A 20,532-nucleotide genomic window follows, 5' to 3' on the forward strand; every position below is an offset into this window, starting at 1 on the left:
ACACGGTATGACTGGAAATCAACCAGCTGGTAGACTTAATCGTACTCTGGAGTAGGTAGAATGAAATGGGAAAATACACGATGGATAAGGAATGAGTATACGGTTATGTGAGGAATGCAGGGGGAGGCCTTCATGAAAGAACTGATTCAGTTGGCAAAGCTTCTGCGGGAAGCAAGTGCCTTGTTTTCGTCGCTCTCGAAAAAAGAACTGGATGCCGGTGATCTTACGTGGCAACAGGTTCTGATCCTCGAACAGATTGAGCAGGGTCCCAAGACGATGGGAGACATAAGCAAGGCTGTCGATCTTTCCTACAGTACGACTTCCGGGTTGATTAACAGGCTTGAACAGGAGAACCTGGTGAGGAGGTACCGGGATCGGAGCGATCGCAGAATCGTCTGGGTCGCCCTGACTGAGCGGGTGTTGGAACAGGATGGGGTGGAGCCGAAAGATCCTCAAGCAATCTCATCTCTGCAAGCACTGCAAGAACGATTTTCTCCACAAACGAAGTTGACTAGTTGATTTAAAAGAGGTGAGGCAAATTGAATCTGTCAGAACTGTCGATTAAACGGCCCGTCACGATGATTATGCTGACGGTAGCCGTGCTGATTTTTGGCTTTGTATCCTTGCCGCGTTTGGCAATCGATCTGATGCCAGACCTGAACTTTCCGGTTGCAGTCGTCGTGACGTCCGTAGACGGCGGATCACCCAGCGAGGTAGAGAAGCTGGTGACGAAGCCGATTGAAAATGCGCTCGGAACGGTCTCTGACCTGGACAGCATTTCCTCGGTATCCGTGGAAGGTGCTTCCCAGGTCATTCTCCTGTTCAACTGGGGAACCGATCTGGACCAGGCCACGCTGGATATGCGCGAGAAAGTGGACCAGGTGCGCGGGATGCTGCCTGACACCGCGCATGCTCCGCGCGTTTTGCGGATTGATCCAAACAGTCAGCCGATTCTCCAATTTGCGTTAACGGGAGAGCAGGATGTAAACAAGCTGAAAAGTTTGGCTGAAGACTTGATCCAGTCCCGCCTGGAACGCATCGATGGCGTAGCTTCTGCTTCTCTGAACGGAGGACAGGATCGGATCATCGACGTCATCGTAGACCCGGCGAAGCTGTCTGCGTACGGGCTGACGCTTGACCAGATTTCCCAGTCTTTGAGCAGCAGCAACCTGTCTGGCTCTGCCGGCTCGGTTCGCGAGGGCGACGGCAAATTAAACATCAGGGTGCAAGGCGAATTTGCCAATGTCGACGAAATCGCCATGACCCCGATTTCCGTTGGGGGCGGCGGCTCCATTCGCTTGAGCGACATCGCCCAGGTAAACGACACGACAGAAGACGTAACGCAGCTCAGCTACGTCAACGGCAAGCCAAGCCTGGGCATTTCCATTACGAAAGCATCTGGCGGCAACACCATCGAGGTAGCAGATGAAGTCAAGAAGGAAATGGAAAAGATCAAGAAAGACTTGCCTGCGAACATCCAGGTAACGACGACTCTCGATACGTCCACGTACATCAAAGATTCCATCTATACAACGGCGGAGCACGCTCTCTTGGGTGGTCTCGTCGGGATTTTCCTGCTGTTTTTCTTCCTGGGCAGCTTCCAGTCCATGCTCATCGCGATCATCGTGTTGCCTGTGTCCATCGTGGCGACCTTCCTGCTGATGTACATGACGGGCCAGACGATCAACCTGATTTCCTTGTCCGGTCTGACGCTGGGGCTAGGGTCGTTGATTGACTTTGCGGTCGTTATGCTGGAGAACATTTTCCGCCAGCGGGAAAAAGGGAAAGGCATGATGGAAGCGGCGCTGGTCGGTTCCAAGGAAGTAGGGACAGCCGTCATGGCTTCTGCTTTGGCGCAAATCTGCGTATTTTTGCCGATTGCCCTGACGCAAGGGATTGCGGCAGAGCTGTTCGGACCGTTGGCGCTGACGGTGGTATTCTCCCACATTGCCGCGCTGGTGTTCTCGCTTCTGCTCGTTCCCATGCTCAGCTCGCGCATCCTGAAAAAAGTGCCGGATCATGCCAACCGGAAAAACTACAAAGGCATCAACCCGGTCATTTGGTTCAATATCGGATTCCACAAAGTCGAAAAAGGGTATCAAAAATTGCTCGACTGGGCGCTGGGTCATCGCAAGACGGTCATGATTACCGCCGTCGTCATGATGATCGGCTCGCTGGCTTTGACGCCGTTAATCGGTGCCGAATTCATCCCGAGCATGGATCAGGGACAAATTTCCATTTCCATCAAAATGCCGAATGGCACGGTACTGGCTGAGACGGAAAAGGTCGCCAAGCAAGTGGAGGCGATTGTCAATCAAGTACCGGAAAAAGACATCGTAGCGACGTCGATCGGAAGCAGCGGCTCACCGCTCGCCAGCACCTTGTCATCGAATCAGGCGACCATCACCTTGAAGTTGGTGGATGTCACGAAGCGCCATCGTTCTTCCAATGATGTCGTCATGGATTTGCAGGCAAAACTGAAATCGATCCCCGGTCCGGAAATCACTGTCAGCGCGGCTCAAGGCATGTCGACCGGTTCGCCAATCGAGCTGACGGTTCGCGGCGACGACCTTGATGTGCTCAAAGACATCAGTGGCATCATCAAAGGTGAAGTGGAAAGCGTTCCGGGCACCAGCAATGTCACGACGAGCCTAGAGGAGTCCCGGCAAGAGTTTGAAGTGAAAGTAAACGCGGAAAAGGCGAGTCTTTACGGCTTGACCACCGGACAAATTCTGTCGTCGGTGCGCACGTCGTTCCAAGGGCAGACCGTCACGAAATACCGTACCGGTGATGATGAAATTGACATTAAGCTGCAGTTGCCCGAGAATTATCAGGAAGATATCAACTACTTGAACAATCTGCGCATTTCCGCACCAGGCGGCGCACAAGTGGCGCTTTCTTCCGTGGCGACGATCAGCAAGGTCGATGTTCCACTGACGATCAACCGTTCCAATATGACGCGCGAAGTGAAAATTACGAGCGACCTGGCGGGGCGCGACCTGAACTCCGTGTCGAAAGAGATTCAGGCCAAAATTGATAAGCTGAATCTGCCGGATGGCTATAAGCTGGAATTCGGCGGGCAAAGCCAGGACATGGCGGAATCGTTTGGCAGCCTGGCGCTGGCGATTGTCCTGTCCGTCGTCCTGGTCTATATGGTCATGGCCTCGCAATTTGAATCGCTGTACAGCCCGTTCATCATCATGTTCTCCGTTCCGCCGACCGTCACAGGCGTACTGCTTGGTTTGCTGGTGACGGGAACTCCGATCAGCGTATCCGTCTTGATCGGGTACATCTTGCTGATTGGTCTGGTCGTGAACAACGCGATCGTGCTGATCGACTACATCAACCAGTTGCGGGCCCAGGGCTGGGAGCTGCGCGATGCGATCCTGCATGCCGGTCCAATCCGTCTGCGTCCGATCCTGATGACGACACTGACCACGATTTTGGCGATCGGGCCGCTCGCCTTCGCAGGTGGATCAGGTAACGAGACACAAGCGCCGATGGGCATTACCGTCATCTTCGGTTTGAGCTTTGCTACGCTGATCACGCTCGTACTGGTGCCTGTCGTGACGTCCTGGTTCGATGACCGAGGCAAAAAACGCCGCGAGAAGCGCGCATTGCGCAAAGCGAAAAAAGAAGCCAGGAAAAAAGCCAAAAACGCTCCCGCTCTGGAAGTGTAGTTCGTTTGTGGGATTAGGAGGGACATATATGAACAAAGTAGGTAAACCCGTCATTCTCGCGTTACTCGCCATCAGCTTGGTGGCAGGTTGTTCCAGCCTGCAAGCCGCGCAGACGCCTACAGAAAAGACGGAGTCAGTAACCCCTGTACAAGTAGAGCAAGTGACGACGGGTACAGTCAGCTCAGAGTCCGGGCTGACTGCGAAGCTGGCGCCAAGCGAGGAAGTGCAGGTGTCGGCAAAAGTCAGCGGCAAAATTACGTCGCTCCCTGTCAAACTGGGTCAGTATGTAAACAAAGGACAGCTGCTCTTCAAAATCGACGAACAGGATCTGGCGAACAGCGTGCAACAGGCAGAGGCAGCTTACCGTGTCGCCCAGGCGAACCTGAAGCAGTCGAACAGCAACTCTGAACAAGGTCTGGTGCAAGCGAAAAACAGCTTGAAGCAGGCCGAACAAGCACTGGCGGACGCGAAGCTGAATCAGCAGCGCATGCAGCAGCTGTTCACACAAGGAGCAATCTCCTCCCAACAACTGGAACAAGCGAACACGCAGCTGACCAATGCGCAGACATCCTATGCGAATGCGCAGCAGAACCTGCAGGCTGCCCAGCAAAAAACAGGAACACAAGTATCCGAGGCTTCGGTGAACCAGTCGGCAGTGAGCCTGCAAAATGCCCGCGAACAGCTGGCAAACGCCACGGTCACCGCCCCGATCAGCGGATTTGTTTCCAGTGTAAACGGAGCCGTCGGACAAATGGCAGGACAGCAGCCGGTTGTCGTCATCGTGAACACGAATCCGCTCCTGGTGAAAGCAAACCTGTCGGAAGCCGACATTACCAAGGTGAAAGTGGGCACGAGCGTAAAAGTCAACATCCAGTCGACCGGCCAAACGATTGATGCTAAGGTAACAGCGGTCAGCCCGGTGATGGATTCCGCTCTCAAGGCTTACCCGGTCGAGATTACGATTCCGAATCTGGACAACGCGTTGAAGTCCGACATGGTGGTCAATGTGACATTTCCGAATGAAACGGCCGGCCAAAAGGACAGCCTGGTCATCTCCCGCAAAGCTGTATTTGACCGCGAAGGCAAGCAATACGTCTTCAAAATCGAAGGCGGCGTAGCCAAACAGATAGAAATTCAGACAGGTGTCGGCACCAGCGACAAGATCGAAGTCGTATCCGGCCTGTCCGCGGGCGATACCATCGTTGTCAAAGGGCAAACCTTGTTGTCAGACGGCGGAAAAGTAAGCATCCAAAAACAATAGCCGATCCAAGCGGATGAGGCGAAAGCTGGAGGCGGAGCATTTCCGCCTCTTTTTGTTTGCCCGCAAAGGATTTATCGTGTCTCTGCAGGGAAGTCTCACTGTCAGGATGGGAATGCTGGAAGTAATTTGTAGTTAAACTTTTGGAGCATGAGTAATCAATGAATGATCGGGGCAGAAGTCGGAATTTCCCAACAGTTCAGACTTCAAGTCGCTTTCCTGTTGCAGCGGGGAGAAGCAGGTAAAAGTACGCTAAGCTCCTTATATTACCAGATTTGGTATCTGCGCAATCGTCGTTGTTCGGGAAATATTACATGAGTTGCGAAGAATGAAATAATGATTGACGAAAACGTTTTCAGTTGTTATGTTTATATAAAATATATAATCTATCAATCATTTGGGGGTATCGTTGTACATGAAGAAAAACACTCGCCTGTTATTGGTTTCCCTGCTGGTTGGATCTCTCGTTGCCGGATGCGGCAAGGCCGGAGCTCCGGCATCTACAGAGAGCAGTTCGGGCAGCAGCAGCGGTTCTACCGTCATCAAGATTGCGACACAAAGCCCGTTGTCTGGAGCGCAGTCGCTGGAAGGGGACGGTATCAGAATGGGGGCGCAATTGGCGGTGCAAGATCGCGCCGAGGACTTCAAAAAGCTGGGCTTTGACATTCAACTGTTCCCGCAAGACGATCAGGCGGACCCTAAAATCGGGGTATCCAACGCCGAAATGCTGATCTCCGACCCGGATGTGTACGCTGTCATCGGCCACTACAACACTGGTGTCGCGATTCCTGCCTCTGTCAAATACGAGGAAGGCCATCTGGCCATGGTTTCCCCGGCGAATACGGGCGTAGAACTGACAGAAGACGGCAAAAAGAGCGTAAACCGGCTCGTGGCGCGTAACGACCAGATCGCTCCTGCTGCGGCGAAATACGCCAAAGACAAAATGGGTGCAAAGACAGTATTCCTCGCCCACGACAAGACATCTTACGGACAAGGCTTGGCTGACGAAGTGCGCAAAGCGTTCAAAGACCTGGGTGTAACCGAAGTCGGCTACGAAGGTGTAACCGCAGGGGAGAAAGACTACAGCCCCATCGTGAACCAGATCATCGCGAAAAATCCGGACCTGGTCTTTTTCGGCGGTATGTACGCTGAGTTGGGCATCATCGCGAAGCAGGCGAGAGAAAAAGGCTTCACAGGCAAGTTCATGGGCGGCGAAGGACTGGAGTCGAACGATATGTACAAAATTGCGGGTCCAGCTGCGGAAGGAATCGTATACGCTACCGTCGTAAGCGACATTCGCTCGGAAGAAGCTGGCAAGCAATGGGTCGAGAAGTTCAAGACTGCGTTCAACAAAGAGCCGGGCGCATTTTCTCCATTCGCCTATGATGCGACTCTCGTAGCCCTGAATGGCCTCGAGAAAGCGATCAAAGACAACGGCGGCAAAAAGCCGACACGCGAGCAAGTAGAAGCGGCAATCCGTGCGACTACCGATTTCAACGGCTTGTTCACGAAAGTTTCCTTCGATGAGAAGGGCGACAACAAGCATTCGCAAGTGTACATTTACCAATATGGAAAAGACAAAGCCGAATTTATCGGCAAGGCAACGGAGTAATCCCTGCAACAGCAAAAGGCGTTTGTTCGACTGCGAACAGGCGCCTTTTGCTATGTCGCGGCTGGTGCTGGCGGTTACATAATAAACCTTACGTTAACAAAAATTGTCACGATTTTGGGGCAAAGTGCTCCCTCCGCTTTTGACATCAGGGAAGTTCCGCTACAATAAGGTAGATAGTGGATGAAACAACCTCGGAGGTAAGTATGACTGGAAATTTGTCCGTTCTGCTCGCTTTTGGCGCCGGCTTTCTCTCCTTTATATCGCCTTGCTGTCTGCCGCTCTACCCGTCCTTTTTGTCATACATAACCGGGATTACCGTCGATGAAGTAAAAAAGGGAAGAACCGTCTTCCAAAAACAGGCCTTGCTGCACACTTTGTTTTTCATTATCGGGTTTTCCATTATTTTCATCGCCCTTGGTTTGTCCACTTCCTGGATCGGCAGCCTGTTCGAGAACCAGAAGGAACTGATTCGCCAGCTTGGCGGCATTTTGCTCGCAATCATCGGTCTCGTCATGCTCCAGGTGTTCAAGATGGACTGGATGATGCGCTCGTTCAAGATCGATTTAAAATCCCGTCCGTTGGGGTATACTGGGTCCATACTGGTAGGGATGACGTATGCTGCTGGATGGACGCCTTGCGTTGGCCCGATTCTTTCGGGGATTATCGTGCTAGGGGTGACGGACCCGTCGCGTGCCCTGGCTTATACGCTTGCTTACACGTTGGGGTTCGCCATTCCGTTTTTCGTCATGACGTTTTTTATCAGCAAGGTTAGTGCGATCGTCAAATACTCCGACCAGTTCATGAAGGTCGGCGGCGTTGTCATGATCCTGTTTGGCGTGCTGCTGTACACCGATAAGCTGACGGACATTACACGCGTATTGATTCAACTGTTTGGCGGCTTTACGGGATTTTGATCGAGCGAAGCAGAGGTGGCGAGATGAACAAACTGGCACTGGCGTTGCTGGTGACTGTCGGTCTCGGCATTGCCGTCTGGCAGGAACCAAAGGATACCGTCGCCGTCGTAACAGAGGTGCAAAAGCCACAGGTCGGCTACGTGGCCCCTTATTTTTCCTTGAAGGCTCTGGACAATCAGGTGTACAAGGTCGAGGGTAAGCGAAGCAAGCCTGTCGTTCTCAACTTCTGGGCCTCCTGGTGCGGACCGTGCCGCATGGAGGCTCCGGATCTGCAAAAGCTGTATGAGAAATATAAAGACCAGATTGATTTTTACGGCATCAATGTGACGACAAGCGACAGTCCAGAGGCCGCTGCGGCGTTCGTTTCGGCGTACAAGCTGACCTTCCCGATCCCTATGGATGTGGCGGGCACCGTCTCCGACCTGTACTTGATCCAGGCTTTCCCGACGACGTATGTGGTCGATACCCAAGGGATCATCCGCAAGAAAATCATCGGCATGATCGACGCCGGTACGCTGGAGTTGGAACTGCGACAGCTTCTGGCCCAACAACCGCAGCAATGAAGAACAGAGCGCTGTGTGAATAAAAAGTAGCGCTTTTCCTGCGCACCGAAGCCAGCTTTTTCTCGCCGGAATAACCGATGGATAGCTGTCCTCTGAGCCCGGTGGCCGTGCCCAAAATCGCAGCAGGTTCCTTGTTTTGTACAGTTGCCTAAGGAACAGGGTTGTTCTCCTACATAGACTGGAGTGATCCAGGGCTAAGGGAGGAGATCAGATGGCCAAGGGAAAGAAAATCAAAAAGAAAAATTCGCGGCAGCATCCCAATCAATTGAACTTGAAGATGGTGACGTCTTCCACTTGTCAGGTGTGCAAGCAACAATGTGCCCGGGGGTTGGCATATCTCGAAAAAATGTCCCAGCCCGGCGAGATCGGATTCGGAGTTCCTTGCATCCTCACGAGACAGCAGTCTTGATGTTTTGACAAGCATAGTACGCAGGTAAGCGAATCCCTCTGGCGGCTCGGAGGGATTGTTTTTTGCGATGTGAGCAGGTGCCGGGCTGGTCTGGCTCTCGAAACCCTATGGCAAGCGTCACTGGCATGCATTATACTGAAAGAACCTGCATTTTGATGAAAAAAGGAGAGTGATTTTGTGCGTCCGTTGCAAATTTCGCCCGAAACGGCTTTGAAGCTGGCTGAAAAACTGAATGTTCCACTCGAACAGCTGATGCATATGCCGCAGCACATTTTGCTGCAAAAGATGATGGAGCTGGCCAGGAAAGAGGAAGAGGAAAAGAAGGAGTAGCCTTGGGAATCTGGCGTCCGCCGGGCAGGATTGACGAGAAGACGAAAATGCGTGACGGAAAGGTTGAAGAACATGCATTACTACGGCAATGAAACGATTATGTCCCTGGAGCAGGTGCTGCGCGTAAAGCCGTCCGAGGTTCGGATTCTGGAGTGGTTGCGCACGTATGAATATCTGGAAAACAGCGATGGGATTGACGAAGCTGTTCCTTACTTTCTGGAAATTAAGGTAGAGGAAGAAGCGGTGTGCATCCGGAAAAATCGGATCACAGACTTTCCGGACTATGCGTGCGAGGAACAGCGCCGCTTTGCGACGGCAGAAGAAGCGCTCGCCGTGTTCCATCAGTGGGCAAACGAAATTTTGCAAAAAATAGGGAAGTTATAACATCGGTCGCGCCGCACACCCGTGTAAAAATGGCTGTCATGATCGCCCGATTGCAGGTTCAGTCTTTCTCTGGGGGATAGTAGAAAGAATGGAATATTGCGGGTCAAACTCATGAGGATTTTTACGATAGACTCTGGACAAGTTTAAGGAAACTATATATAATTAGTAATACATGGGACACGTTATCTTTCTTCAACCGAATGAACATGCGGGTGTAGTTCAATGGTAGAACTCTAGCTTCCCAAGCTAGCGGCGTGGGTTCGATTCCCATCACCCGCTCCATAGTAACAGAGCATGAAAACCCTTGAGAGATCAGGGGTTTTTGTTTTTGTTTGGTCGCGGGAATCGGGGACGAGATGGGGTGAGAAACATCAATTGGGGACGGATTGGGGGTGAGTTTTAGCAATATTCTGCAAAATTCACTTAGATACGAACGGATGCGAACGGGAAAAGTGCCGTCCAGAAAGCCGGCGTAAACGGACTTTCTGGACAGCTCCTTCGTATTATTAGGTCAACCAGAGTTTACTGGTTGGCCTTTTTTCTGGTCGTACTAGGATGGCGGTAGCCGGGAGATATTGCCGCATTGTCTCTCAGGTACTCTTATCAGATACGCCTAAGTGCTTTTTCAATGCCTCCTGAAGGACATGAGAAAAATTCACCTTGTGCTCTTGAGCGAGGTCATCGAGCCACTTGGGAATGGTCAACGTTTTCTTCACGGCGCGATTCTCCATTTCGTCTCGGAATGGGGGCATCCACGTCTCGATTAAGGTGATGACTTGGCCTGCTTCTGTATCCAATGTAGACAAGGTGGATGGCTCCGGAATCACTTCTCCATCTTGCTCTATGCCGTAAAGGTGCAAAGCCATGGCTTCGCGAGCCATACGAAAAGCTTCCTCAGAATTATCTCCGCAAGTAATGCATTTTTCGGATGCATGTTTTTAACGAAAAACTGATCCGACAGTTGCTGCTCGAGCAAGACGAGAGAGAATCTATGCATTACTTTATCCACAACTGAGTTTTGTCGAAGGTTGTCGATCGATTGTGCTTGTACAAGTTGGGTGATTTAGATTATTGTGGATTTTGTTGAAAAAATTTTTTTGATTAACGAAGGAGCGCAACGCGTATGAAAAAAGTATCTTTAATTGCTTTGGCATTGGGAGTGGTTCTTACGGGGTGTAGTGAATCGACTGTACAAAAAGTGGAGCCATCCAAACCAACCGAGAACGCGCAGGCAAGCCAACCGCAGTCTAAACCTGCGGCCGAGCCAGCATCAGCGACGCAAACCGCAACACCGAAATCCGCAGCACCAGCACCCGCAACGGAGGAGAATAAAAATGAGCCATTAAAGCTAGGAGAGACGGTGAACTTTGATGGATTAAATATCACTGTCAATAGCGCTAAAGTTGCAAAAGGGAATAAATTCATGAAACCAAGAAATGGCCAATACGTTATCCTCGATATTACGGTAGAAAATAAATCAGACAAACCAAAGAACGTTTCAACCATGCTTCAGATGAAGCTTCAGGATGAGAATGGGTACGCTGAAAACATAACGATTGCTCCAAATACAAAGGGCAGTGTAGACGGCGAAGTAGCTCCTGGCAGGAAAGTACGTGGAGAAGTTGCATTTGATATAGCGAAGTCCAAAACTTACGAATTTATCTTTGACAACCCGTTTACAAGTGGTCAAGCAATCTGGAAATTTGAGGCGAAGTAAGAAGAAAGGAGAGTGTCAATATGTTTGCGCTTGGACTTATTGCTGGCATTTTTGGAGTGATTTCCGCGGTTCTTGCGATGTTTATTGGGGGTGTGGGTGAAGCTCTCAATGCCAATGGGGCATCTACCGTATCTGGATTAGGCATGGCTGCTTTGCTTTTCAGTATTCTTGGAATCATCGCTGCCGCTATTTCTAAATCAAAGACAAAACTGGCAGGATGGTTGATGCTCGTTGCTGGTGTAGGAGGTTTTATCTCGGTATCACTCTTCTACATACTTTCTGGCATACTGTTTGTCGTGGGCGGGCTTATGGGGATCTTCTCAAAGAAAAAATCCAATCAAAATCAAGGCACAACAGCGTGAGTAAAGGGATTGTCCACAAAGAGCAAGATTGCGAACGTCACCAAATACCACATTGAAAACATTGAATTTTCAACATTTTTGAACGGCAAAAGGGGCGTCGCCAAGTCAAAAAATCGACTTTTGAGACGTCCCCTTTTCGATGATCGAATCGGCGTAAGCAGAGATGGATCTTCGGTCAGTAACATCCAAGCAGTGTTCTTCCCGCGAATTGTGAAACGAAAGCTGGGCAGCAAGTGGTATTCCCCAGCTTGTGAGCCAAGAGCGATTCTTGAGCAATGGCGCAGGTTCGATTGCCATCACCCGCACCCTATCAAAAGCTTTGCTGCGCAAGGCTTTTTTTATTTGTTCTTCGCCTTCCACAGGCAATGACGGGACCGAATGCAAGTAGCTGTTGGACATGCAGCAGTTGCGGAGAAAAGATGCCAAAGTGAGCAGGCCATTCAAGCTTGCCCTCGCGTTATTCGTATACAGCAGAAAGATATGGATACCCTAAAAAAATCAGGAAGCATATACAGACGAGAGAAAGGAGGCGGACACTTTCTCATCGCGCATTTACACCTCACTCGAAAGCAACGTTTCGGAACTGCGTAACCAGCTAGGTCAAAACAGCGATTTTGTCATGAGTGAGATTACATTTGGCATGAAACGAATCTGTCTTGGTTATTTTCACACCATGGCAGATATCAAAAAGCTGGACGAGTACGTCTTCAGGCCGTTGCGTCAGAATGAAGAGGAACTGGTCCAGTCGTCAGAGGATCAGGAACATTTTCGTGAAACACTGCGAAGCCTGATTCCACTAAACGAGATTTGTTCGGTAGAAGACTGGGACAGTGCCTTGAAACAGTTGGTATGCGGGGAAGTCCTTATCTTTGTTGACGGCGAGGATGCTTGTTTGTCGATTGACATGCAAAAGGTAGAAAAACGGGACATACAGCCTCCCGATGCGGAACAAAGCGTGAATGGGCCAAAAGAAAGCTTTGTGGAAGAGTTGGGGACGAACATTACGCTGATCCGACAACGATTGCGTGACCCGAATCTGTATGTGGAATGTTTCCAGTTGTCCAAGCGGGGAAAACAAGAGGTCGCCGTCTTTTATCTGGTCGATGTGGCGAATGACCGCGTCGTGGAGGAAGTAAAACAGCGGATAAGCGCCATCGAGACTGATTTCATACAAGGGCAGATGCATTTGCAGGAACTGATACAGGACAACTCGTTCTCCCTGTTTCCGCAAATTCGTCCAACGGAAAGGCCGGATGTCGCCTGTTCTAACTTGCTGGAGGGCAGTGTGATCCTGTTGGTGAACGGAGCGTCGCACGCCCTGATTCTGCCGGTCACGTTATTTCAATTAATGGATACCGTTGACGATTACTACACGAATTGGCAGTATGCTACGCTGATCCGGTTCGTCCGAATGCTGGCCCTTTTGTTCAGTATCGCGATCCCTGGGATGTATCTCTCGCTCTTTGCCTATAATCCCGAATTGATTCCAACGCGACTGGTCATTTCTATGGATGCTGCGCGTGTCAAGGTGGCGTTGCCGATCGTGCTGGAAATTTTTGTGATGGAAATCATCATCGAAATCTTGCGCGAGGCGGGGCTCAAACTGCCGAAAACGATTGGTCAAGCTGTGAGCATCGTTGGCGGTCTGGTGATTGGAGAAGCGGCGGTAAATGCTAATCTGGTCAGCCCGATTACCATCGTAATTGTCGCCTTGACAGCGATCTCCTCCTTTACAGCTCCTGTTTACCTGCTGGGCATCACTTATCGGATTCTGCGTTTCTTTCTGTTGCTCTGCAGCGGCATTTTGGGTCTTTACGGCTTCCTGTTGGGGGTATTTCTCATTCATGCCCACATTGCCAAACTACAATCATTTGGCGTTCCTTTTCTGGCACCGCTTTCACCCCTGCGTTTCAAAGACTGGAAGGATACGTTGGTCCGTATCTCATATAACAAGCAGACAAATCGTCCGACCTTTCTGAGACCAAAAGAATCGACCAAGGCGAGGTCACTTAGGATGATCAAGTCCTTTTGGGAGAAGAAGCGGTAAGTTATCGTGAGTCAATGGGAAAGGACGGTCAACACATGAGGAAACAGAATGGGACAGTCGAGATCAGTCCGATTCAGAATGTCATGCTCGTGTTCGGCACAATTGTGGGAGTAGGCTTCATCTCGATGCCGCGCGGGGCAGTGGAAAAAGCACATGAAGATGCGTGGATCACTGTTTTGCTGGCGTGTGTATTTTGCGTGTTCTCTCTCTGGCTGATTTTGTCCGCTGCGAGCGTGTTTCCGGAAGATACGGTGATTGAGAGCAATCGCAAGGTGTTTGGCCGCCTCTTCGGGTTTCTGCTGAATGTGCTGCTGATCGTGTACTTTGTCTTCTTCACCGTTACCGGAGTACGAACCATGGCGGAGGTGGTGCGGGCGCAGATGTTGCCGTTTACTCCGCTGGAGGTCATTATTGTTGCCATGTTGCTCACCTTGTTCTATTCATCCTGGGATGGTCTAGGCCCCATCGTGCGTATCAACGAATCGGGGCTGCCCATCACCTTTGTGCTGATCTTGCTTTTTTTCACGTTAGCGTACCTGGAGGCAGACTGGAATGAGTTGCGGATACCCTTTCTGGAAGGGATTCGTCCGGTCATTCAGCCGCTCCCCAGTACGGTGTATTCCTTCCTTGGCTTTGAAATCCTGTTCCTGTACTACCCGTTTCTGGCAAACAAGAAAAGGGCGTTTCTGAACGCGGCAGCCGGAATCGGTCTGGCAGGGGGATTTTACGTGTTTATTGTACTGGGAACGCTGGTCACCTTAGGACCGGATGTAACCATTACTCAGACTTATCCGGTGATTACCATGTCCAAGATGATTGAGGTTGTCCGACAGTTCGTGGAACGGGCAGAACTGCTACTCATTATTCTGTGGATGCCGTTAGCCTACACCACGCATCTCTCCACCTTTTTTTCGGCAGCGTTTTGCCTCCATCGGACTTTTCCAAGGATTTCTTACCGTTGGTGGATCGTGGTTTTATTTCCGTGTATTTACTTTCTGACGCTTGTTCCTGACAATTTGCAGCAGATGGATGTGTGGTCCAAATGGGTCGGGAACGCCGGGATCTTTTTACTCCTCGTCTATCCGGTCTTGTTCCTAGTCATAGCGAAGATACGTCGGAAGTTTGGACTATTGCCCGATCAGGGAAAAGAAGGTGAACAAAGTGCGCGGTAAATGGCGGAATTGGCGGGTCTTCTGTCTTTTGACTGGCTGCATGGGCATCTTGTTGGCGGGCTGCTGGGACTACCAGGAGCTGGAAAATCGTGCCATTGTGGTTGGTCTGGGGATTGATGAACTGCCTTCAGCACGTTTGCAAGGAAAAGAGACTCGCATGTACCAGTTTGTTGTCCAGGTTGTGGAGCCTGCCAATGCGGCGAGCGATACACAATTGGGAAGAGGATACGGAAGCAATGATATGAAACAGAGAGGCTACACGAACTTTATCATTGACGCGCCGTCCATTGCGGATGGCTTGGGGCAAATTACGACCCGAAGCGACCGCGTAACCGATTTGGCTCACTTGCAGTTGATTGCACTTGGGGAAAAGGTGGCGAGAAAGGGCATTGACGAACTGTACGACTATTTAACCCGTTTTCCGCAGATGCGCCGTCATACGGAGATTTTCGTGGCGAAAGGTTCCGTATTTGAGTTTTTTACGGTCCCTAGTGTATCAGAACCAACGCCGGCTCTGCACCTCGCTGAAATTGTCAACAATGTGGAGAAGACCTTGATCAAGGCGAATTCCAATTTGGGAGCAGTGAGCAAAGGCGTTCGGGAGAAAACAACCTATGTAACGCTGTGTGCTTACCTGGACAAGAATAAGCAGGTTGTCATGAATAAAGCTGCTGTGTTCAATGATTTTAAAATGCGCGGCGTACTGTCCAAAAACCAGATCCAGGTAATTTCGATTCTGCAAGGAGATATTCATCGGGGATTGCTGGAGTTTTCGTGTTCCGGGGGAAAAAAAGTGGTAAACCGGATGCTGTCCGGCAATGCGAAAGTGAAGCCGAGCATTCGCAATGGCAAACCGCATGTGACCTTTCAAGTGAAGATGGAGACAGAGATGGTCGAGTATCAGTGTATGGGCGAAGCATTTGAGAAGCCGGAACAGATCAGCAAGCTGGAAAAGAAGCTCTCTGGCGAGTTGAAAAAAAGGTTGATGGACACCGTGCAGGATTTGCAGGCAAAGTATAAAGCAGATTTCTATTTGTTAAACACAAAGTTAAAAAATTACCCGGAGTTGCACAAAATGATACGGGAACAGCCAAAGGAGTTTTTTCAGCAGTTGACAGTTGATGTGGAGGTAGACTTTAAAATCCGCAACCTCGGAAATTCCTTGGATACCCCCCAACATTCCAAAGATACGTAGAGGGTGATTTCCGTGAAGCCCCTTCGCGAGGCACGGGTGTTGGCTAAAAATCTTTCCACGTAAAGTCGATGCTGAGGTGACCCACCGGCAGCTCTCTTCGGATGATTTTGGCTTTGGTGGCAAGCTCCGGTTTGCGGAAGCAGACGAGATCCTCGTGATAGCCAAAATTCCGGCAAATTTCCGGGCGTGCTTCGTGAATGCCGCAGCGGTCTGCTTGCAGGTCGTAAAACATGCACGTTCCGAAGAGACGCTGCTGGTTTTCCAAGTCGAACCGAATTTTTCGCGGCATCGCCTTTACGTATTTTTGTATTTTTCTCCGCTCTTTTTCTGTGATGGGCACAGGGCCGCAACATAATCCTTTGCAACCTTGACATGGTAATGTATCCATAAACGTACAACCCTTCTCGCATGGTGATAAATGTCCTGAAAAGTATTATGAAGGGCTATTGAATTATTGTAAATACCCTAATTTTTCACATTAACATAAATTATATAATTTGTCAATAGGCGATTTGGTGAGATTTGCGGCTGACGGATACGGCGTTTTTCCTTTCCGGGATCAATGGCTGGTCTGCCGATGCGGATTTGCAGTCGAGGGCCATCTGGCGGATTAGGGTTCGCCCGCCCGGGTCACCCGCTTCGATGCAGTCTGGCGTGCGCTTGCTTTGAGGACGCTGTTTTTGCGAAATCTGCCTTATAATAATTGCGAAAGTAAGGTATAATATAGTCTTGTGAAAGAGTGCACAGCTCGGATGCGCCTTTTGTCAGTGAACGCAGAAGGGTAAAACCCGGATTCATTTCATGCAATTATCTTTTGTCAGTGAAAGAGAGTGGGAAAAATGGGTCGTAAGTGGAACAACATTAAAGAAAAAAAGGCATCCAAAGATGCAAGCACGAGCCGTATATACGCAAAGTTCGGGAAAGAAATCTACATGGCGGCGAAGCAGGGAGAGCCAGACCCGGAATCGAACCGCGCCTTGAAGGTTGTCCTTGAACGCGCGAAAACCTATAGCGTACCGAAAGCGATCATCGACCGTGCGATTGAGAAAGCAAAAGGCGGATCGGATGAGTTTTACGACGAGATGCGCTACGAAGGCTTCGGGCCGAATGGCTCCATGATCATCGTGGATGCGCTGACCAACAACGTCAACCGTACCGCCCCTGAAGTGCGCGCAGCATTCAACAAAAATGGCGGCAATATGGGCGTAACCGGTTCGGTTTCCTATATGTTCGATGCTACAGCGGTAATCGGTCTGGAAGGAAAAACAGCCGATGAGGCACTGGAAATCTTGATGGAAGCTGATGTTGACGTTCGCGATATTATCGAGGAAGACAATGCGGTTATCGTCTATGCGGAACCGGATCAATTCCATGCGGTCCAGGAAGCTTTCAAAGCGGCAGGCGTTTCCGAATTTACTGTCGCAGAGCTGACGATGCTGCCTCAAAACGAGATTACATTGCCAGAGGATGCTCGCGCGCAGTTTGAAAAACTGATCGATGCCCTTGAAGATCTGGACGATGTGCAGCAAGTGTATCACAACGTAGATTTGGGCGAGTAATGCAAGAAAGCAGACTTTTGTTGAAAAACAGACGTCTGCTTCTTTTTGTGGCCGGAAAATGCGTCTCGGCACCGTCGGCAGTGTCAGCGGGTATGCCATCACAGCACAAAAAAGAGACCCCTGTCGCAGGAGCCTCCCGACCTGGAAAGCTGCATGCGGACCTGTGCAACCCATCAGCGATCAGGCTCGTGTGAGTGCAATTCTACGCCGCGCAGCTCGTCCTTTGCCTTTTCCACCAACACCTGATAGTCCTTGACGACCTCTGTCAATGCAGCGACGGACTCTTTATATTCAGCTTCATTGCATATGCCATCTATCGCACGGTGCAAATGATACAGCTTGTCTTCGGTTTTGCGGATAAAATCTACCCAATCCATTCCGTTCATCGAAATTCCTCCTTTCCGATCATAGCCTTTACATGGTTTGCGAAAAGTATGCACGAGTAAGCCTGATGGATGGATTCTGCGTCTACCTGCATTGTTCGTCTTGTTCCGCGATTTTATTCATGATAACATACCTCCCGTCAGCTATAGAGTAAAGTGGTGGGGAGAAACTGGAGGCGTATCTGCTGTGAATCAACTGGCAAGACTGAACAAAGCGCTGGAAAAAATCATGCCCATTCTTACGCCGACCAGCGTGGCGATTGGCGTGTCGGCGGGGAGCTATCTGCACCCGTTCACTTTTCTGACTCCGTGGATCTTTGCGTTCATGACATTCACAGGGAGTCTCGGCTCCGGGTTCGGGGAATTCGCCAGAGTGCTCGCTAGGCCGTTGCCGCTGCTCGTGAACCTGCTGATTTTGCACGCACTCATGCCGTTCATTGCTTGGGGGGCGGGTTTGCTGTTTTATCCGGACGATATTCACATCATGACAGGGCTTGTGCTTGCGGCGGTCATTCCCACGGGGATCTCCAGCTTCCTGTGGTCTTCGATCTACCTGGGTAATATCGCCCTGACTCTTTCCATTATTTTGATTGATACGATGCTCTCACCCTTTGTCGTGCCGTTTGGGATGGCTCTGTTGCTGGGGGCAAAAGTGGAGATGGATGCGACAGCCATGATGCATGGCATGTTTTTCATGATCGTCCTGCCTTCGTTGCTCGGCACGGGGCTTAATCAACTGACGCGGGGGCGGGTCAAGCAGACGCTGGTCCCGAAGCTGGCTCCCTTTTCCAAACTTTCGATGGGGGTCGTCGTGGCGATCAACAGCTCAATGGTTTCCGCGTATTTAGCGAAGATTGACGGCAAACTGATCGCCCTGGCTGCCCTGGTGCTGGTGCTCGCGATCACGGGCTATGTGATCGGCTGGGCCCTTGCGAAGCTGTTTGGCTGGAAACGTGACATCATCGTGACATTGACCTTCAATAGCGGCATGCGCAACATCAGCGCAGGAGCGGTCATGGCCATTACCTACTTTCCTGCCCCCGTGGCGCTGCCTGTCGTTCTCGGGATGCTTTTTCAGCAAACACTTGCCTCCACGTTCGGCAAATTTCTCTCCGTCGTGGAGAAAGTGCCGATGGAGCAAGCAGAGTCTGCGCTCAATGCCAAAGCGGGATGAGCGGGAGAGCCGTCTTTTGCATGTATGAAAAACTGACGCGAGTATAGGATGAGGGAATGGGTTTATTTTTTGTGTAAGAAATTCTGACGCGAAATTTCGAGAACAGATTGACTGTTCACATATTTGTGTTAGTATATATTACATAACATGCATTCTCTCCACTTCCTATCTTTTGACCCATTATCTTGGGTCTCTTTTTTTTGCCGAGAAGCCGCAGCAGGGACGATGCCCAAAAGCAGAACAGCAGGAGAAAACATGACCTTGTTCGACCCGACGGCTCTATAGAGCAGTTGAGCCATCCTTCTGATCGGCTTTCGCTGCAAGCACGCCTTTGCCGAAGAAGCAGCAGATGATGACGGAGGCGATGGAAAAGACGAGAGCCAGCCCGAACTGATGGCGGAAGGCGGTCGTCAAGCCGTCCTTCAGCCGCCCGGCGAGCAGACTTCCAAAGGCGCTCATGCCGATGCTCGCTCCCATGGTTTGAAAAAGCTGCACGGTGGACTGCGCGATACCCTGGTCCGCTTCCTCCGCAGATTCTACAATGAGCAGGGTTTCCCCGGCCATCAGGGTTCCTGTGCCGATGCCCATGACGAAGAAGCAGAGGGCGGGATAGAGGAAGCTTTGCGCCTGTTCGATCCGCAGGGCCATCAGCAGTCCTGCAACCGGGAACAGGAACGAGACGATGAACAGTGTACGATAAGGCATGCGGGAAATCAGGAAGCTGCAGGTCAGTCGAACTGGGATGGCGCCTGCCATGAACATCAGCGTGAAGTAGCCGGATACTGTTGCGGAAAAACCCATGGCGTTTTGGGCGTAATACGGGAAAGAGGACAGCGTGCCCATCAGGCCGCACATAACGGTAAACATCAAAAGGGCCATGACGACGATGTTGCGATTCTGTAACAGGCGCAGAGGAATGATCGGCTCTGCGGCCAAGCGCTCAATGAGGATAAACAGAACGAGCAGAGCGGCAGAAGCGCCGAGCAGCGTCAGCACGAGCGGAGAACTCCAGGCGAGGCCCGTGTTCTCGATCAGCACGGGAGCCAGCAGCAAAGTCAGGATGGAGCCGATCAGTGTCAGTGCTCCGAGATAATCCACGGAACGCGATTCACGGTGTTTCTTTTCATGCAGTCCCAGGATCATCAGAAGGGCAGCGAGTAGGCTGACGGGAAGATTGATCAGGAATACCCAATGCCAGTTGCTGTGATCCACTACATAGCCGCCGATCATCGGACCGACCAGCTGAGGCAGTAGCATCATGATGCCAAATAGCCCCTGCAGCTTGATGCGTTGCTCCAGCGGAAAGGTTTCTCCGAAAATGACGATGGCCAGCGGCATCAGCCCGCCCGCACCGACTCCCTGGATACCGCGGCCCACTAGCAAGAGCTCCATCACAGGAGCGAAGCCGCTCACGAGGGAACCGAGAACAAAGAGCGCGATACTGATCAGATACAGCCGTTTGCGTCCGAAGATGTCGGACAGTTTGCCCATGATCGGCATGCTGGCAGTCATCGTCAGCATGTAAATGCCGGCTACCCAGCCGTACAGCGTCATGTTGTGCAAATCCCGGATAATGGCAGGCATAGTCGTCGCAACTACCGTCTCATCCAGCCCGGCAAAGATCATGCCGATCATCAAGGAGATAAAGACCAAGAGTCTATTGGTTTGCTTCATGGAGAATTCCTCCGTTCTGATAATCTAACAGTGTTAGGTTGAACCTTACAGTGTTAGATGCTATCATGAACCTGATAATCTGTAAAGTACAAACTTACA

Annotated in this window: 21 protein-coding genes and 1 tRNA gene; 17 read left to right on the plus strand and 5 right to left on the minus strand. The window is 50.8% G+C overall.

Annotation, left to right across the window (positions count from 1 at the left end; translation table 11 throughout):
- Window positions 1-132: 132 nt before the first annotated feature.
- The 10 genes from ACFSO0_RS16325 (at window position 133) to ACFSO0_RS16370 (ending at window position 9,432) form a co-directional block, all read left to right on the plus strand.
- Window positions 133-519, plus strand: a complete 387-nt coding sequence (locus ACFSO0_RS16325) for a MarR family winged helix-turn-helix transcriptional regulator (RefSeq protein ID WP_376881950.1) — start codon at window positions 133-135, stop codon at window positions 517-519.
- Between the two features lie 20 nt (window positions 520-539).
- Window positions 540-3,680 (plus strand): efflux RND transporter permease subunit, encoded by a 3,141-nt coding sequence (locus ACFSO0_RS16330; protein WP_376881952.1) that lies wholly within the window; start codon window positions 540-542, stop codon window positions 3,678-3,680.
- A gap of 28 nt (window positions 3,681-3,708) precedes the next feature.
- Window positions 3,709-4,941, plus strand: a complete 1,233-nt coding sequence (locus tag ACFSO0_RS16335) for an efflux RND transporter periplasmic adaptor subunit (RefSeq protein WP_376881954.1) — start codon at window positions 3,709-3,711, stop codon at window positions 4,939-4,941.
- Between the two features lie 412 nt (window positions 4,942-5,353).
- Window positions 5,354-6,550: a branched-chain amino acid ABC transporter substrate-binding protein gene (locus ACFSO0_RS16340; protein ID WP_376881955.1), complete on the plus strand. Its 1,197-nt coding sequence runs from the start codon at window positions 5,354-5,356 to the stop codon at window positions 6,548-6,550.
- A 203-nt stretch (window positions 6,551-6,753) separates the two neighbouring features.
- A complete protein-coding gene (locus ACFSO0_RS16345) occupies window positions 6,754-7,464 on the plus strand; it encodes a cytochrome c biogenesis CcdA family protein (RefSeq protein ID WP_376881957.1) in 711 nt (236 codons plus the stop codon).
- Between the two features lie 23 nt (window positions 7,465-7,487).
- Window positions 7,488-8,027 (plus strand): TlpA family protein disulfide reductase, encoded by a 540-nt coding sequence (locus ACFSO0_RS16350; RefSeq protein ID WP_376881959.1) that lies wholly within the window; start codon window positions 7,488-7,490, stop codon window positions 8,025-8,027.
- Between the two features lie 211 nt (window positions 8,028-8,238).
- Window positions 8,239-8,436 carry a hypothetical protein gene (locus tag ACFSO0_RS16355; protein ID WP_376881960.1) on the plus strand — a complete coding sequence of 66 codons (198 nt, stop codon included), beginning with the start codon at window positions 8,239-8,241 and terminating at the stop codon, window positions 8,434-8,436.
- 177 nt (window positions 8,437-8,613) lie between these two features.
- Window positions 8,614-8,766 carry a YycC family protein gene (locus ACFSO0_RS16360; RefSeq protein ID WP_376881962.1) on the plus strand — a complete coding sequence of 51 codons (153 nt, stop codon included), beginning with the start codon at window positions 8,614-8,616 and terminating at the stop codon, window positions 8,764-8,766.
- 72 nt (window positions 8,767-8,838) lie between these two features.
- Window positions 8,839-9,150, plus strand: coding sequence for a hypothetical protein (locus ACFSO0_RS16365; RefSeq protein WP_376883229.1), 312 nt, complete (start codon window positions 8,839-8,841; stop codon window positions 9,148-9,150).
- A gap of 208 nt (window positions 9,151-9,358) precedes the next feature.
- Window positions 9,359-9,432, plus strand: a tRNA-Gly gene (locus tag ACFSO0_RS16370).
- Window positions 9,433-9,740: 308 nt separating this feature from the next.
- Here the strand turns inward: ACFSO0_RS16370 and ACFSO0_RS16375 are convergent.
- Window positions 9,741-10,067 (minus strand): type II toxin-antitoxin system HicB family antitoxin, encoded by a 327-nt coding sequence (locus ACFSO0_RS16375; RefSeq protein WP_376883231.1) that lies wholly within the window; start codon window positions 10,065-10,067, stop codon window positions 9,741-9,743.
- A 206-nt stretch (window positions 10,068-10,273) separates the two neighbouring features.
- On the opposite strand from ACFSO0_RS16375, the gene ACFSO0_RS16380 reads away from it, so the two are divergent.
- A complete protein-coding gene (locus ACFSO0_RS16380; protein WP_376881964.1) occupies window positions 10,274-10,867 on the plus strand; it encodes a DUF4352 domain-containing protein in 594 nt (197 codons plus the stop codon).
- Window positions 10,868-10,887: 20 nt separating this feature from the next.
- The gene (locus ACFSO0_RS16385; RefSeq protein WP_376881965.1) at window positions 10,888-11,229 is read left to right on the plus strand and encodes a DUF4064 domain-containing protein; all 342 of its coding nucleotides are present in this window, start codon (window positions 10,888-10,890) and stop codon (window positions 11,227-11,229) included.
- A 105-nt stretch (window positions 11,230-11,334) separates the two neighbouring features.
- Here ACFSO0_RS16385 and ACFSO0_RS16390 read toward each other — a convergent pair whose 3' ends face one another.
- Window positions 11,335-11,673 carry a hypothetical protein gene (locus ACFSO0_RS16390; protein ID WP_376881966.1) on the minus strand — a complete coding sequence of 113 codons (339 nt, stop codon included), beginning with the start codon at window positions 11,671-11,673 and terminating at the stop codon, window positions 11,335-11,337.
- A 139-nt stretch (window positions 11,674-11,812) separates the two neighbouring features.
- On the opposite strand from ACFSO0_RS16390, the gene ACFSO0_RS16395 reads away from it, so the two are divergent.
- From ACFSO0_RS16395 to ACFSO0_RS16405, 3 genes are read left to right on the plus strand one after another with little or no spacing between them, the layout of a single operon-like run.
- Entirely contained in the window at window positions 11,813-13,276 is a 1,464-nt protein-coding gene (locus tag ACFSO0_RS16395; protein ID WP_376883233.1) for a spore germination protein, read from the plus strand.
- A 35-nt stretch (window positions 13,277-13,311) separates the two neighbouring features.
- Window positions 13,312-14,448, plus strand: coding sequence for a GerAB/ArcD/ProY family transporter (locus ACFSO0_RS16400; RefSeq protein ID WP_376881967.1), 1,137 nt, complete (start codon window positions 13,312-13,314; stop codon window positions 14,446-14,448).
- Window positions 14,438-15,643 carry a Ger(x)C family spore germination protein gene (locus ACFSO0_RS16405; protein ID WP_376881968.1) on the plus strand — a complete coding sequence of 402 codons (1,206 nt, stop codon included), beginning with the start codon at window positions 14,438-14,440 and terminating at the stop codon, window positions 15,641-15,643. The genes ACFSO0_RS16400 and ACFSO0_RS16405 overlap by 11 nt, the downstream gene beginning before the upstream one ends.
- A gap of 43 nt (window positions 15,644-15,686) precedes the next feature.
- Here ACFSO0_RS16405 and ACFSO0_RS16410 read toward each other — a convergent pair whose 3' ends face one another.
- On the minus strand, window positions 15,687-16,031 hold the full coding sequence (locus tag ACFSO0_RS16410) for a YkgJ family cysteine cluster protein (protein ID WP_376881969.1): 345 nt from the start codon (window positions 16,029-16,031) through the stop codon (window positions 15,687-15,689).
- 451 nt (window positions 16,032-16,482) lie between these two features.
- On the opposite strand from ACFSO0_RS16410, the gene ACFSO0_RS16415 reads away from it, so the two are divergent.
- Window positions 16,483-17,202 (plus strand): YebC/PmpR family DNA-binding transcriptional regulator, encoded by a 720-nt coding sequence (locus ACFSO0_RS16415; RefSeq protein WP_376881970.1) that lies wholly within the window; start codon window positions 16,483-16,485, stop codon window positions 17,200-17,202.
- A 173-nt stretch (window positions 17,203-17,375) separates the two neighbouring features.
- On the opposite strand, the gene ACFSO0_RS16420 is transcribed toward ACFSO0_RS16415, so the two are convergent.
- On the minus strand, window positions 17,376-17,588 hold the full coding sequence (locus tag ACFSO0_RS16420) for a hypothetical protein (protein ID WP_376881972.1): 213 nt from the start codon (window positions 17,586-17,588) through the stop codon (window positions 17,376-17,378).
- A gap of 184 nt (window positions 17,589-17,772) precedes the next feature.
- On the opposite strand from ACFSO0_RS16420, the gene ACFSO0_RS16425 reads away from it, so the two are divergent.
- Window positions 17,773-18,759 carry a bile acid:sodium symporter family protein gene (locus ACFSO0_RS16425; RefSeq protein ID WP_376881974.1) on the plus strand — a complete coding sequence of 329 codons (987 nt, stop codon included), beginning with the start codon at window positions 17,773-17,775 and terminating at the stop codon, window positions 18,757-18,759.
- A 279-nt stretch (window positions 18,760-19,038) separates the two neighbouring features.
- On the opposite strand, the gene ACFSO0_RS16430 is transcribed toward ACFSO0_RS16425, so the two are convergent.
- Entirely contained in the window at window positions 19,039-20,433 is a 1,395-nt protein-coding gene (locus ACFSO0_RS16430; RefSeq protein ID WP_376881975.1) for an MFS transporter, read from the minus strand.
- Between the last annotated feature and the right edge of the window lie 99 nt (window positions 20,434-20,532).

This window comes from Brevibacillus sp. GCM10020057 (assembly GCF_042683565.1).
GTDB lineage: Bacteria > Bacillota > Bacilli > Brevibacillales > Brevibacillaceae > Brevibacillus.

What these genes read in the sequence shown, in the direction of transcription:
- ACFSO0_RS16340 (WP_376881955.1), top strand. Translation starts at nt 5,354, where the DNA reads ATGAAGAAAAACACTCGCCTGTTATTGGTTTCCCTGCTGGTTGGATCT.
- ACFSO0_RS16420 (WP_376881972.1), bottom strand. Translation starts at nt 17,588, where the DNA reads ATGAACGGAATGGATTGGGTAGATTTTATCCGCAAAACCGAAGACAAG.
- ACFSO0_RS16400 (WP_376881967.1), top strand. Translation starts at nt 13,312, where the DNA reads ATGAGGAAACAGAATGGGACAGTCGAGATCAGTCCGATTCAGAATGTC.
- ACFSO0_RS16365 (WP_376883229.1), top strand. Translation starts at nt 8,839, where the DNA reads ATGCATTACTACGGCAATGAAACGATTATGTCCCTGGAGCAGGTGCTG.
- ACFSO0_RS16345 (WP_376881957.1), top strand. Translation starts at nt 6,754, where the DNA reads ATGACTGGAAATTTGTCCGTTCTGCTCGCTTTTGGCGCCGGCTTTCTC.
- ACFSO0_RS16410 (WP_376881969.1), bottom strand. Translation starts at nt 16,031, where the DNA reads ATGGATACATTACCATGTCAAGGTTGCAAAGGATTATGTTGCGGCCCT.
- ACFSO0_RS16325 (WP_376881950.1), top strand. Translation starts at nt 133, where the DNA reads ATGAAAGAACTGATTCAGTTGGCAAAGCTTCTGCGGGAAGCAAGTGCC.
- ACFSO0_RS16380 (WP_376881964.1), top strand. Translation starts at nt 10,274, where the DNA reads ATGAAAAAAGTATCTTTAATTGCTTTGGCATTGGGAGTGGTTCTTACG.
- ACFSO0_RS16350 (WP_376881959.1), top strand. Translation starts at nt 7,488, where the DNA reads ATGAACAAACTGGCACTGGCGTTGCTGGTGACTGTCGGTCTCGGCATT.
- ACFSO0_RS16430 (WP_376881975.1), bottom strand. Translation starts at nt 20,433, where the DNA reads ATGAAGCAAACCAATAGACTCTTGGTCTTTATCTCCTTGATGATCGGC.
- ACFSO0_RS16415 (WP_376881970.1), top strand. Translation starts at nt 16,483, where the DNA reads ATGGGTCGTAAGTGGAACAACATTAAAGAAAAAAAGGCATCCAAAGAT.
- ACFSO0_RS16385 (WP_376881965.1), top strand. Translation starts at nt 10,888, where the DNA reads ATGTTTGCGCTTGGACTTATTGCTGGCATTTTTGGAGTGATTTCCGCG.
- ACFSO0_RS16355 (WP_376881960.1), top strand. Translation starts at nt 8,239, where the DNA reads ATGGCCAAGGGAAAGAAAATCAAAAAGAAAAATTCGCGGCAGCATCCC.
- ACFSO0_RS16335 (WP_376881954.1), top strand. Translation starts at nt 3,709, where the DNA reads ATGAACAAAGTAGGTAAACCCGTCATTCTCGCGTTACTCGCCATCAGC.